The organism is Flavobacterium sp., assembly GCF_044377315.1.
In the GTDB taxonomy this organism is placed as follows: Bacteria; Bacteroidota; Bacteroidia; order Flavobacteriales; family Flavobacteriaceae; genus Flavobacterium.
This window is the reverse complement of record NZ_JBILJG010000033.1, coordinates 15,786-29,453: the sequence shown is the minus strand read 5'-3', so window position 1 is coordinate 29,453 and position 13,668 is coordinate 15,786. Positions and strand designations below refer to the sequence as shown.

Below are 13,668 nucleotides of genomic sequence, written 5' to 3'. Positions count from 1 at the left end.
CTGCAATTTGTGGGAGAGTATGTCGCCGCCTTTTTTTAGAAAACCCTATCCAAATCGGATAGGGTTTTTTTGTTGCTAAAAATTTTTAGAAAAAATTAATTAAAGATTGTCGAACAGAGAAGTTAAGTCGGATCAATCCTAAAACCTGTGGAGCAACAAAATTTAAGCATAAATATTTGTTAGTCTAAAGTCCGCCTGCGCAGATGGTACTGCAATTTGTGGGAGAGTATGTCGCCGCCTTTTTTTAGTAAAGCCCCGAACAAAAGTCGAGGCTTTCTTTTTTTGGTGGCAATGTGTCGGCCGTTGGCATCTATTGGCCGCCTTTTTTTAGAAAACCTTAGTCTTGTTAGATTGAGTTTTTTTGTTTTATGATGTAACAGTATCTAGAAAAAATGGATAGTTTTTTTTAAATCTAATAATTCTCTAATTTTTAAATCAATCGTTGATATATATTCTTACCGCGTGAGTTATAGGAGCGGCATCCTTTTCTTTTTTTCTTTAAAAAAGAAAAGATATAGCGTATAGCACGAACCTTGGGGCACGCCATACAAATTGAATAGTTTTTAAATATCTTTTATGTATTCATCATATTGTTCATAGAAAAGTTCTAGAGCATTCATTTTGTCATTAAAAAAGTCAAAAATCTCATCCCAATAACTTTTGTTACTAATGGATACGCCTGATTTTTCAACCCAAATTCGACTTATTGCTTTACCGTTTTCTAAATAATAGTTTTTTTCGTATACTAAATCTTTTAGGTACTCTTCATCAATACTGTTTTTTAGGGATTCTAGTTTTTCAAAATAGGCAATTCTTTTGGCGTCATCTTTAGGTTCTATGTCGATTGAAACTTGTGCTTTTTTATTATCTATAAAAAATTTGAAAGTAAAGTCTTTTATTTTTGTATTATAGAGAAGCCATTTTCTGGGGTATTTTTCGGCAAATTCAATCCAAAAGGCTCTTTTAAGTTCTTGTGTTTCTTCTCGACTATACATATTTGTTTTTGGAGATTTAGTTTTGTATTTTTATAATATATAAACTGATTGTATGGATTTTGATGCTTTTTTAAAAATTATTCCAAATGTAGTAAAAGAAATACTACCAGCCGAAAATGCGCATAATAAAATGGCACCACCTGAGCGAATTCAGCTTATGAAGCATTTTAATCTTGAAAATTTAAACCCAAAAGAAGCGGCCGTGATGATGCTTTTTTATCCAAAAAATAATCAAACACATTTAGTATTGATTAAAAGAACTTCTTACAATGGAGTTCATTCTTCTCAAATTGCTTTTCCTGGAGGCAAAGTTGAATATAGTGATGCTGATTATTCGGCAACTGCTTTAAGAGAAACGTTTGAGGAAATTGGGATTGAACCAAGCACTATTGAGGTTATTAGGTCTTTTACGAGCGTTTATATACCGCCAAGTAATTTTATGGTTTATCCTTTTTTTGCTATTTCAAATCAAGAACTTAATTTTGTTTTAGATGCTCATGAAGTTGCTGGAATAATTGAATTTCCATTGGTTAATTTTCTTGATGATCCTATTTTGGTGAAAAAGGTTATGGATACTTCTTATTCTAAATCAATTGAGGTTCCTGCTTTTAAAATTGAAGATTATTATGTTTGGGGTGCTACAGCTATGATGTTAAGTGAATTAAAAGATGTTTTAAAAAGAGTAATTTGAAAGCTAAGTTTTTTGTAAGTTTGCCATTCAAATTTCTTAAAGAATCATGAGTTTATTGAAAAGAAATCCATTTGGTCATATTTTATTTATTAAAAAGTTGTTAATCCGTATTTTTGGAGTGATTACTCATAGACGTTATAGAGGTTTTAATGAATTGTATATTGAAGGTTCGGAAATTATAAAACAATTGCCTGACAAAAATGTTTTGTTTATTTCAAATCATCAAACTTATTTTGCTGATGTTGTAGCAATGTTTCATGTTTTTAACGCAAGTTTGTCTGGCAGAACAGATTCTATAAAAAATGTTGGTTATTTGTGGCAACCCAAAATGAATATTTATTATGTTGCTGCAAGTGAAACTATGAAAGCTGGGCTTTTACCAAGAATTCTAGCCTATGTTGGAGCAATAACTGTTGAAAGAACATGGAGAGTAAAAGGTAAAGATATCACAGAAAAACGAGAAATAAACCCTAATGACACTGAAAATATTAGAATTGCACTTGAAGATGGTTGGGTAATTACTTTCCCACAAGGAACTACAAAATCATTCAAACCTGTAAGAAAGGGAACAGCTCATATTATTAAACAACATAAACCTATTGTAGTTCCAATTGTGATTGATGGCTTCAGGCGTTCATTTGATAAAAAAGGATTGCGAATGAAAAAGAAAGGAATTTTACAATCTTTTATAATTAAAAAACCATTAGAAATTGATTATGAAAATGAAACGATTGAAGAGATTGTTGAAAAAGTAGAATATGCAATTGAGCAACATCCATCATTTTTAAAAGTCATCCCGGCTGAAGATATTGAAGAACAAGAAAAATTAAATAAGCAAAGACTTTGGGAATATTAATATAATTTAGATTGTTTCTATTAGATTATATAGAAAAATAATAAGCCGTCTTTTTGAGACGGCTTATCTATTATAATATACCTCAAGAGCAATTATTTCAAATCAAAACGATCTAAATTCATTATTTTTACCCAAGTTTTTACAAAATCATGAACAAATTTTTCTTTATTATCATCTTGTGCATATACTTCGGCATACGATCTTAAAATAGAATTTGATCCAAAAATCAAATCTACTCTAGTTGCAGTCCATTTTGTAGCACCCGATTTTTTGTCAACAATATTGTATAAATTGTCACCAACTGGTTTCCAACTATAATTCATATCGGTTAAATTTACAAAGAAATCATTGGTCAAAACACCTTCATTGTTAGTGAAAACACCATGTTTTGTTCCGCCGAAGTTGGTACCTAAAACACGCATTCCTCCAACTAAAACCGTCATTTCGGCTGCAGTTAATCCTAATAATTGTGCTTTATCTAGCATTAATTCTTCTGGTTGCACTACATATTTAGATTTCATAAAGTTTCTAAAGGCATCATTTGTAGGCTCTAAAACTTCAAACGATTCTGTATCAGTCATTTCTTGTGTTGCATCTCCTCTTCCAGCGTGGAAAGGAACTGTTACATTAAATCCGCCATCTTGAGCTGCTTTTTCAATTGCTGCACTTCCACCTAACACAATTAAATCAGCCAAACTTACTTTTTTGCTTAATCCAGCTTGAATTTCGGTAAGTTTATTTAAAACTTTTTGAAGTCTCTCAGGCTCGTTTGCAACCCAATTTTTTTGTGGATCTAAGCTAATTCTAGCGCCATTTGCACCACCTCTAAAATCTGAACCTCTAAATGTTCTTGCACTATCCCAAGCCGTGTTAATGAGTTCCGCTCTAGTTAATCCACAATTTAATAATTTTGCTTTTAATTCTTCTGTTTCAGTAGCAGACAACGAATAGGCTACTTTTGGAATTGGGTCTTGCCAAATTAAATCTTCAGAAGGAGCATCTGCACCTAAATATCTTTCTTTTGGACCTAAATCTCTGTGGGTTAATTTGAACCAAGCTCTTGCAAAAACATCAGAAAAATAAGCAGGATCTTTATGAAAACGTTCCGAAATTTCTCTATAGGTAGGATCCATTTTCATTGCCATATCGGCATCGGTCATAATTGGATTTCTTCTCACTGAAGGGTTGTGAGCGTCAAGTGGCATGTCTTCTTCTTTGATGTTGATAGGTTCCCATTGCCATGCTCCAGCTGGACTTTTCTTTAATTCCCAATCGTATTTTAATAACAAATCGAAGTATTCATTGTCCCATCTTGTTGGGTTTGTTGTCCAAGCACCTTCTAAACCACTGGTTACAGTATCTCCAGCGTTTCCATTTCCTTTTGGATTTTTCCAGCCAAAGCCTTGTTCTTCAATTTCTCCAGCTTCTGGCTCTCTTCCTAATACTGATGCGTCGCCATTTCCATGTGCTTTTCCTACAGTATGACCTCCTGCGGTTAATGCCACAGTTTCTTCGTCGTTCATTGCCATTCTTTCAAAGGTTACACGAACGTCGTGTGCTGTTTTTAATGGGTCTGGTTTTCCATCAACACCTTCTGGGTTTACATAGATTAATCCCATCATCACGGCTGCAAGAGGATTTTCAAGGTTTCTTTCACCAGAATATCTTGTACCTTCGCCGCCCGATGCTGCTAACCATTCTTTTTCTGCACCCCAATAAATATCTTTTTCTGGATGCCAAATATCTTCACGACCACCTGCAAATCCAAACGTTTTTAAGCCCATGGATTCATAAGCCATGTTTCCAGCTAAAATCATTAAATCTGCCCAAGAAATTTTGTTGCCATATTGCTTTTTGATAGGCCATAATAATCTTCTAGCTTTGTCTAAATTTCCGTTATCCGGCCAACTGTTCAATGGTGCAAAACGAAGATTTCCTGTTCCAGAACCACCACGACCATCAGAAATTCGGTACGTTCCAGCTGAATGCCATGCCATACGAATAAACAATCCGCCATAGTGACCCCAATCTGCTGGCCACCAATCTTGACTATCGGTCATTAAATTTTTTAGATCCGATTTTAGTGCTTCTAAATCTAATTTTTTAAATTCTTCTGAATAATTAAAATCTGCTCCAAGCGGATTGGTTTTAGTATCATGCTGATGAAGAATGTCTAAGTTTAGTGATTTTGGCCACCAATCTTGGTTTTTTACACCATCGCTCAAACCTTTTTGGTTTTGATGAAATGGGCATTTGCTAATGTCATTTGAATGTTCCATAAATTTTATTTATTATTTTATTTTAAAACTATTTAGGTATAAATTATTTTATTGAATTTTATTAGCTACAAATTTATAAATTTAAAATCATAGAACTATAGATAATTTATGTTTTAAATTTATTTTTTAATAGTTTTTACTTATAGTTTCTATTTTCTTCTATTTTGTAGTTTATTGTGAAATTATATTATATTTGTTACACTAACATTAATAAACTATCAAGATGTCTTTATCTAATTTACTCAGAAAGAAACCAATCGCTAAAATTTTACAAGAAGGTGGCGATGTTGAACATTCTGGATTAAATAAAGTATTAACAGTTAAAGACTTAACCTTTTTTGGGATAGCAGCAATTATTGGTGGTGGAACTTTTAGTGCTATTGGAAATGCTTGTTTTTCGGGCGGACCAGCTGTTGTTCTTCTTTATATTATGTGTGCTATTGCTTGTGGTTTTACAGCAATGTGCTATGCCGAATTTGCTTCTCGTGTTCCAGTTTCAGGTAGCGCTTACACCTATGCTTATGTTTCTTTTGGAGAATTATTTGCATGGATTATTGGTTGGGCGTTGATTATGGAATATTCTATCGGAAATATATACATAGCATTTTCATGGAGTGGCTATTTTACCAATTTATTAGAAACATTTCATATTCATTTACCCGAATATTTGACCATAAATTATAAATCTGCTCAAGATGCTTTTGCAGCCAATAAAGGAGTTGAAGGTATAACAGCCTGGCAAAATGCACCAGTAATTGGAGGATTAAAAATCATTTTCGATTTGCCAGCAGTAATCATTAATATTCTAATTACATACTTGGTTTATAGAGGAACAAAAGAGTCTAAAAATTTTAGTAATGCAATGGTTTATATTAAGTTAGCTATTATTTTGTTAGTTATTGTTGTAGGTGCTTTTTATGTAGATATTGACAATTGGACACCCTTTATGCCAAATGGTTTTAGCGGTGTTATGACAGGAATTTCAGCTGTTTTCTTTGCTTACATTGGTTTTGACGCCGTTTCAACACTGGCAGAAGAAAGTAAAAATCCGCAAAGAGATTTACCTAAAGGTATGATTTATTCGTTGGTAATTTGCACTGTAGTGTTTATAGTTTTAGCATTAGTAATCACCGGAATGGTTTCTTACGAATTACTTGGTGTTAGTGATCCTTTAGCTGAAATTTTTGCTTTAAAAGGTGTAAAATGGATGTTGTTTATTGTGTCAATAGCTGCAGTTGTTGCTATGACAAGTGTGTTGTTAGTTTTTCAAATGGGACAACCTCGAATTTGGATGACAATGTCTAGAGATGGATTAATGCCAAAGAAATTCTCAGAAATTCATCCAAAATATAAGACGCCTGGTTTTGCAACAATTGTAACTGGTTTGGTAGTTGGTCTTCCAATATTTTTTACCGATGAGAATTTTGTGCTTGATTTTACAAGTATCGGAACTTTATTTGCGTTTGTTTTGGTTTGTGGTGGTGTTTTGATGCTTTCTCCACAAAGTGAAGCCGAATTAGCTGAAAGAGCCACCAAAGGTAAATTCAGAATTCCGTATGTAAATTCTAAATTCATTTTTCCAGCAATTATGATTTTTGCAATTATTTTAATTCAAATGTATGTCCCAACATTTTTTACCGATATTTTAGATTTTTCAGATGGAAAAATTGCGACAAATTTGCCAATGTTGGTTTTTCTTTTTATTTGTGCTGTAATGGTAGTCTTAGCATTTATCAAAAACTTATCACTAATTCCTTTGTTAGGATTGGTTTCGTGTTGTTATTTGCTAACAGGAATGGCTGTTTCTAACTGGATGTGGTTTGGATGTTGGTTGGTTTTAGGGTTGATTTTCTATTTTATGTATGGATATAAAAATAGTAAATTGAATAACATTAAAGTTAATTAATCACAAAAGAAGCAAAAGATAAAAGGGAATATTTTGAAGTAGTATAGAATTTAAAATTCTCATCACTCATAACTTTTTTACTTTGTGTCTTTTGTTTACAAAAAATTATCGTTTAAAATTCCTTTTCAATAAAGAGTAAATTACGGTATCCCAAAATTTTCCTAGTGCAAATTCGTTTTCCAAAATGTGAGCTTCTTTTACAAAGCCATTTTTTTGTAAAACTCGTTCCGAAGCACTATTATCTGGATCAATTACGCCTTCCATTGAATGCAATTGCATTTCATCAAAACCATAGGTTACAATAGCTTTTATAGCTTCGGTTGTATATCCTTTTCCATTAAATTCTGGTAAAATCATATAGCCAATTTCTGCACGATAATTCTCGGGTTGAATACGATAAATTCCCATAAATCCAACAAATTTTGAATCTTCTTTCAAATAAACGCCCCAATTTATAGCCGTATTATTTTCGATATTTTCATCAATCATTTTAAGATGCGCCAACGCTTGTTCTTCGGTTTCAATTAGCGGACGCGGAATATATTTCATAGTCTCAGGATTACCACGAAGTGCCAGTATATCATTTATGTCAGCTTCTGTAAGTCGTCGTAAAAACAAACGCTCAGTTTCTAAATTTGGAAATGGATGAAAGTTGATTGTAAGCATAATTTATAAGATTTCAATGGTAAATGAACAATCATGCTTTTTATTAGGTTCTAAAATCAAAATAGCTTCTTTTTCTGCTATGTTTCCTGATGTTTCAGTTGTATCAGAATAGCCTAACCAAGGCTCAATACAAACAAATTGAGCTCCTACTTTTGACCAAATTCCGAGGCTTTTAAAATCTTCAAAACTTACCTTTAAAATTGCTTTTCCATTTTCAAGAATTGACACTTTTTTTGATTGCAATTGTTTGAAAATCAAGGCATCTTTTTCAAATAGTTTATTAGTAATTGGTAATTCTTTATTTTCTAATGAAATAATGTAATTTGCATTTGAAAGTAAATCATTTTCAAGTAAATAGCATTTTAAATCTTCTTGTTTTTCGAATGATAAACTATAATTTTCAATTTCATTTGGCAATGCAAATGCAGGATGTGCACCAATAGAAAAAGGCATTTCTACTTTATTTAAATTGTGAATTGAGTAACCAATTTTTAATTCATTTTCAATTAGTGAATAGGTTAATTGCAATTCAAATGAAAACGGATAGATCTGTAAGGTTAATTCAAATGATTTCAATGAAAATGTAACAGAACTTTCTAATTTTTCAACAATTTCAAATTCCATATCTCTAGCAAAACCATGTCGTGTCAATTCATAGTTTTGATTTTCATAAAAATAACAATTGTTTTTCAAAGTTCCAACAATTGGAAATAAAACGGGAGAATGTTTTCCCCAAAATACTGGGTTTCCTTCCCAAATGTATTCTTTCTCATCTGCAATTTTTACCAACGAATTCAATTCGGCACCTTTTGTGTTAATGGTCGCTTTTAGAAAATTGTTTTGTATCGAAATGTTCATCAAGTTAAATATTTTATAAAAAAGTCAAATATAAGGTAACAAACTTATTGGTTTCTATACTAATTACATATTTTTGTTCACTAAATAAATCAGAAAAATGAAAAAATATTTTATAAGAGTTGCTCTCGTAACTTTTCTTTTTGGTGTTTTGACTGCAAAAGCTCAAGAAGCTAAAACATCAAATTATAATTATAACGAAGCTTTTGGAAATAATTTTTATACTAAAAATGCAACCGATACTCGTTCTGCAAGCGGACAACCAGGTGCAAAGTATTGGCAAAACAGAGCCGATTATTCGTTAACAGCGACTTTAAACGAGCAAACTAACGAAATTGTTGGAACAGAAATTTTGACCTACACCAATAATAGTCCTGATAAATTAGGGTTTTTATGGATGAATGTTGATCAGAATTTATTCAAAAAAGATTCTCGCGGAAATGCTGTAATTCCAACCAAAGGAAGCCGTAATGGCGCTAAAGGTCAAGATTTTGACGGTGGTTTTAAAATAAAATCGGTAAAAATTGTTAGCACCATTGCTGGTAAAACTGTTGAAAAAGAAGCAACATTCGTGATAACAGATACTCGTATGCAAATTCAATTACCACAAGAATTGAATGCTAATGGCGCTAGTATCAAAATCAAAACCGAATTCTCTTATATTTCTCCAATCTACGGTTCAGACAGAACAGGCGTTTTGGAAACTAAAAACGGAAAAATTTATACAATTGCGCAGTGGTATCCAAGAATGTGTGTGTATGATGATGTTCGAGGTTGGAATACTAATCCGTATCTTGGTGCTGGCGAATTTTATTTGGAATATGGCGATTTTGATATTTCTATAACAGCTCCAAGTAATCATATTGTGGTTTGTTCAGGTGAATTGCAAAATCCGACAGAAGTTTACACTGCAGAACAACAAAAGCGTTGGAATCAGGCTAAAACAAGTGACAAAACGGTTGCAATTCGTTCAGCTGATGAAGTTACAAATGCTAATTCTCGCCCAATAGGAAAAGCTGCTTTGACATGGAAGTTTAAAATGAAAAACTCTCGTGATGTTTCTTGGGCTTCTTCTGCAGCTTTTATAATTGATGCAGCCAAAATAAATTTGCCAAGCGGAAAAAAATCGTTAGCAATTTCGGCTTATCCAATAGAAAGTGATGGTCAAGATGCTTGGTCTCGCTCAACAGAATATACAAAAGCTTCAATAGAAAATTATTCTAAAAGATGGTATGAATATCCTTATCCAACCGCCATTAATGTTGCTGGTAACGAAGGTGGAATGGAATACCCCGGAATCGTTTTTTGTGAATACACATCAAAAGGAGCAGATCTTTGGGGAGTTACCGATCACGAATTTGGTCACATTTGGTTTCCAATGATTGTGGGTTCAAACGAACGATTATTTGCTTGGATGGATGAGGGATTTAATACGTTTATCAACGGATTAAGTTCTCAAGATTTTAATAATGGCGAATACAAGCAAGAAACTCCTAACATGCATCAAGCTGCTTTCACACTTACTAATCCAGAAATGGAGCCTATTATTGCTGCCCCAGATAATTTCAAAGAAGATAATATGGGACTTCTTGCGTATTACAAACCAGCGGCTGCCCTTGAAATTTTGAGAAATCATATTTTAGGAGCAGAACGATTTGATTTTGCTTTCAAAACCTATATCAATCGTTGGGCCTACAAACATCCAACTCCAGATGATTTTTTTAGAACTATGGAAAATGTTTCAGGTGAAAATTTAGCATGGTTTTGGAGAAGTTGGTTTTTAAACAACTGGAAATTTGATCAAGCCATTAAAAGTGTAAAATATGTAAAAGGTGATGCTTCCAATGGAGCTATTATTACAATAGAAAATCTTGAAAGAATGCCATTGCCAGTAATTGTTGAAATTAAAACTGTTAATGATAAAGTGAAAAGAATAACATTACCTGTAGAAGTATGGCAACGAAATGTAACTTGGTCATTCAAAGTTGATACAAACGAAGAATTAGACATTATAAAATTAGATCCGGATGCTATTTTTCCTGATAATAATGAAGATAATAATTTGTGGATAGCTTCTAAAAATGGAGTAGAGAAAGTGGAGAACTTAGATGTCTATTTAGGAAAATTTTCAAGTAAAATGATTCCAATAAAAATTGAGGTTATTGATGAAGATGGAACATTAGTTATAAACGCTGATGGGCAACCATCACTGCCGATGGTAAATGAAGGAAACGGAAAATTTACCATGAAAGAAGCGGGTGTTAGTGTGCAATATGACACTAAAAAAGAAACTTTCGCACTAGATGTTAGTGGTCAAATATTTGAATTTGCAAGAGAAAAATAATTTCTAAAACTAGAATTTTTAAAATAAAAAAGTCGCAAAGAGTCAATTTCCTGCGACTTTTTGTATTTTGAGTAAATCTTTATTTCTTTTTAGAAAAATCTGTCGTTGCAGTCAATTCAGCAATTCGGATGATTACATCTATTGCTTTTTGCATGCTTTCCACTGGAACATATTCGTATTTTCCGTGAAAGTTATGTCCACCTGCGAAGATGTTCGGGCAAGGTAATCCCATGTAAGATAAACGGCAACCGTCAGTTCCACCACGAATTGGTTTGATTAATGGTTTTATGCCCAAATCTTTCATGGCAGTTTCAGCTAAGTCTACTATATATTTTACAGGCATAACTTTTTCTTTCATGTTGTAATATTGGTCTTTAACTTCCGCAATTACTATATCTTCGCCAAATTGTTTTGCAAATTTTTTATTGATTTTTTTGGTCATTTTTTCAATAATTTCTTTACGTTTTTTGAATTTTTTGGCACTATGATCACGAATAATTAATTCTAATTTGGTTTCTTCAATGCTTCCCGAAAGTTGAGTAACGTGAAAAAATCCTTCATAACCTTTGGTTTCTTGTGGCGTTTCACCTTTTGGTAATTCGTTGATGAAATCGTTGGCAATCAACATTGAATTAATCATTTTACCTTTGGCATAACCAGGATGCACGCTTTTTCCTTTGAAAGTTATCTTGGCACCAGCCGCATTAAAATTTTCATATTCCAATTCGCCTATTTGACTTCCGTCCATAGTGTAAGCCCAATCTGCACCGAACTTTTTTACATCAAATAAATCTGCACCACGACCAATTTCTTCATCTGGTGTAAAGCAAACTCTGATTTTTCCGTGCTTGATATCTGGATTTTTGATTAAATGTTCCATGGCTGTCATAATCTCGGTAATTCCAGCTTTGTCGTCGGCACCAAGAAGTGTTAAACCATCTGTTGTAATTAGTGTTTGCCCTTTGTATAGTAATAAATCTTTGAAATAACTAGGCGATAAAACGATGTTTTTTTCTTTATTCAATACGATATCGCCACCATCATAATTTTTTACAATTTGCGGATTTACATTAGCACCAGTAAAATCGGGTGTTGTATCGAAATGGGATACAAAACCTATTGTTGGCACTTTTTCTTTTACATTGCTTGGTAAAGTCGCCATAACATAAGAATATTTGTCAATCGTAACATCTTGCATTCCGATTGCTTTTAATTCTTCTACTAATTTGTTGGCCAAATCCCATTGCTTTTTGGTACTTGGAGTAGTTTCTGAATTGGGATCTGATTCAGTATCGATTGTAACGTAGCTTATAAAGCGGTCAATAATATGTTGCATAAGAATTTTAATATTTTAGCAAAGGTACAAATTCGATTGAATTTATTATTAAATTGTCTGGATTCAAAGTTCGAAAACAAAAAAATATTTTATATTTGAAAATCTAAAACCTATGACTTATGCTGAATTTAATAAAATCTCAATTCAAAATTGTATTATTTTTTGCAACAACTTTATTGTTAGTGAATTGTTCTTCAGCTGATAAATTCAATAAAAAAATAGGACAACCAATTTCAGTAGCCAAATTGCAAAAGGACATTGATTATGTTCAACGTAAGTTAGATAAATTTTATCCTAGTATCGATTTGTATATTCCTAAACAAAACTTAGATGCAAAGTTTGATAGTTTGAGAAATGCCATAAAACAACCAATGACTAGCAAAGAATTCTATTTTGCTATAAGTCCAATAATTGCTTCGGTGCGTCAAGGTCATATGACAATGTCTCAAGTTCCTTATAAACTTTCTAAAAAGGAATCTAAGCGAATCAAAAAAGCAGGTGATGGTCCATTGTCGCAATTTAGTTTTGAATGGTTAGATAATAAGCTATATATAATAAAAAATAAATCTAAAAATGATAAAATAAAAATTGGAACAGAAGTAGTTTCAATCAATAAAATTACGCCACAAGAACTTCATTCAAAATATAGAAAAACCTATACGTCGGATGGTTTTAATACTACATTTTTACCAAAAATATTTTCAAAACGATTTGCAACTTATATGACTTATGAATTAGGTGTAAATGATAGTTTGAACTTTTTTTTTAAAGAAAAGGATTCACTTTTTTCTCAAGTAATTTCTAGAAAAAAGCCTGATGAAAAAATAAAAGCTAAAGTTATTGATTCTGCTAAAGTTGTAGCCAAACCAATTGTTGATAAAGCTAAACTAAAAGCTGAAAAGCGATTCAAAAAAATATATGGATATGACACAAAAGAAAAGGAGTACACAAAAGAGTTTAAAATTCTACCAGCAGCTAGTTCTGTAGCGGTTTTAAAAATCAGAAATTTTTCAAAAGGACATTATCATGAAATTTATGAAGAAGTTTTTGATTCAATAAAAAAAGCAGAAATTAAAACTTTAATTATAGATCTTCGCGACAATCCAGGTGGAAGAATGGCAGAAATACAAAATCTATATTCTTACTTAACAAATGAGAAACACAAGTTAACAAAACCATCAGTTGTAACTTCTAGAACTAGTTTGTGGCGAACAGGAATTGTAAAAAAACTTCCAATTTATACTTATCCATTAGTAGCAGTTGGGTATCCTTTTTATATGGGAATTACTTATTTTAAAGCCCAAAAAGTTGCTGATAGAGTCTTTACTTATAAAACAAAATTAAGAAAACCTGATAAAAATAACTTTTCTGGAAAAGTGTATGTACTAATTAATGGCATGAGTTTTTCTGCATCATGTGTTTTGTCAGCAGCTTTACAGCAAAATCCGAAAGTGACTTTTGTTGGAGAAGAAACAGGCGGCGCACTCAAAGGAACCGTTGCTGGATTTATGCCAATTGTAAAACTTCCGAATTCAAAACTTTCGTTACGATTGGGATTAATTGACATTCAATCTGTAAATCAAAGTGGTCAAGATGGTAGAGGAATTTTTCCTAATGTAGAAATAAAACCAACCATCCAAGATAAAGTTGAGAAAAAAGATCCTGAAATGGAATGGGTTATGAAACAGTTGGGAGTTAAGAGTTTGTAGTTTGCAAACTTCCAACTCCCAGCTTATTACC

At 32.4% G+C, this 13,668-nt stretch carries 10 protein-coding genes; 5 read left to right on the top strand and 5 right to left on the bottom strand.

The annotated features are described in order from the left end of the window. Nucleotides 1-563: 563 nt before the first annotated feature. Nucleotides 564-995 carry a DUF4268 domain-containing protein gene (locus tag ACIQ66_RS10140; protein ID WP_396212683.1) on the bottom strand — a complete coding sequence of 144 codons (432 nt, stop codon included), beginning with the start codon at nt 993-995 and terminating at the stop codon, nt 564-566. Nucleotides 996-1,047: 52 nt separating this feature from the next. On the opposite strand from ACIQ66_RS10140, the gene ACIQ66_RS10135 reads away from it, so the two are divergent. Then, nucleotides 1,048-1,686, top strand: coding sequence for an NUDIX hydrolase (locus ACIQ66_RS10135; RefSeq protein ID WP_396212682.1), 639 nt, complete (start codon nt 1,048-1,050; stop codon nt 1,684-1,686). 46 nt (nt 1,687-1,732) lie between these two features. After that, entirely contained in the window at nt 1,733-2,542 is an 810-nt protein-coding gene (locus ACIQ66_RS10130; protein ID WP_396212681.1) for a lysophospholipid acyltransferase family protein, read from the top strand. A gap of 92 nt (nt 2,543-2,634) precedes the next feature. On the opposite strand, the gene katG is transcribed toward ACIQ66_RS10130, so the two are convergent. Then, nucleotides 2,635-4,821, bottom strand: a complete 2,187-nt coding sequence (katG, locus tag ACIQ66_RS10125) for a catalase/peroxidase HPI (RefSeq protein WP_396212680.1) — start codon at nt 4,819-4,821, stop codon at nt 2,635-2,637. 223 nt (nt 4,822-5,044) lie between these two features. Between katG and ACIQ66_RS10120 the strand changes: the two genes are divergently transcribed. Continuing rightward, complete coding sequence (locus tag ACIQ66_RS10120; RefSeq protein ID WP_396212679.1) at nt 5,045-6,727, top strand: amino acid permease; 1,683 nt, start codon at nt 5,045-5,047, stop codon at nt 6,725-6,727. 105 nt (nt 6,728-6,832) lie between these two features. Here the strand turns inward: ACIQ66_RS10120 and ACIQ66_RS10115 are convergent, their stop codons facing one another. Continuing rightward, entirely contained in the window at nt 6,833-7,393 is a 561-nt protein-coding gene (locus tag ACIQ66_RS10115; protein ID WP_396212678.1) for a GNAT family N-acetyltransferase, read from the bottom strand. 3 nt (nt 7,394-7,396) lie between these two features. Further along, complete coding sequence (locus tag ACIQ66_RS10110; protein ID WP_396212677.1) at nt 7,397-8,251, bottom strand: aldose 1-epimerase family protein; 855 nt, start codon at nt 8,249-8,251, stop codon at nt 7,397-7,399. A gap of 97 nt (nt 8,252-8,348) precedes the next feature. Here ACIQ66_RS10110 and ACIQ66_RS10105 point away from each other — a divergent pair, with 97 nt between their 5' ends. After that, the gene (locus ACIQ66_RS10105; protein ID WP_396212676.1) at nt 8,349-10,592 is read left to right on the top strand and encodes a M1 family metallopeptidase; all 2,244 of its coding nucleotides are present in this window, start codon (nt 8,349-8,351) and stop codon (nt 10,590-10,592) included. Nucleotides 10,593-10,671: 79 nt separating this feature from the next. Here ACIQ66_RS10105 and pepT read toward each other — a convergent pair whose 3' ends face one another. Continuing rightward, the gene (gene pepT / locus ACIQ66_RS10100) at nt 10,672-11,928 is read right to left on the bottom strand and encodes a peptidase T (RefSeq protein WP_396212675.1); all 1,257 of its coding nucleotides are present in this window, start codon (nt 11,926-11,928) and stop codon (nt 10,672-10,674) included. A gap of 119 nt (nt 11,929-12,047) precedes the next feature. Here pepT and ACIQ66_RS10095 point away from each other — a divergent pair, with 119 nt between their 5' ends. Further along, nucleotides 12,048-13,637 (top strand): S41 family peptidase, encoded by a 1,590-nt coding sequence (locus ACIQ66_RS10095; protein WP_396212674.1) that lies wholly within the window; start codon nt 12,048-12,050, stop codon nt 13,635-13,637. Nucleotides 13,638-13,668 lie beyond the last annotated feature (31 nt).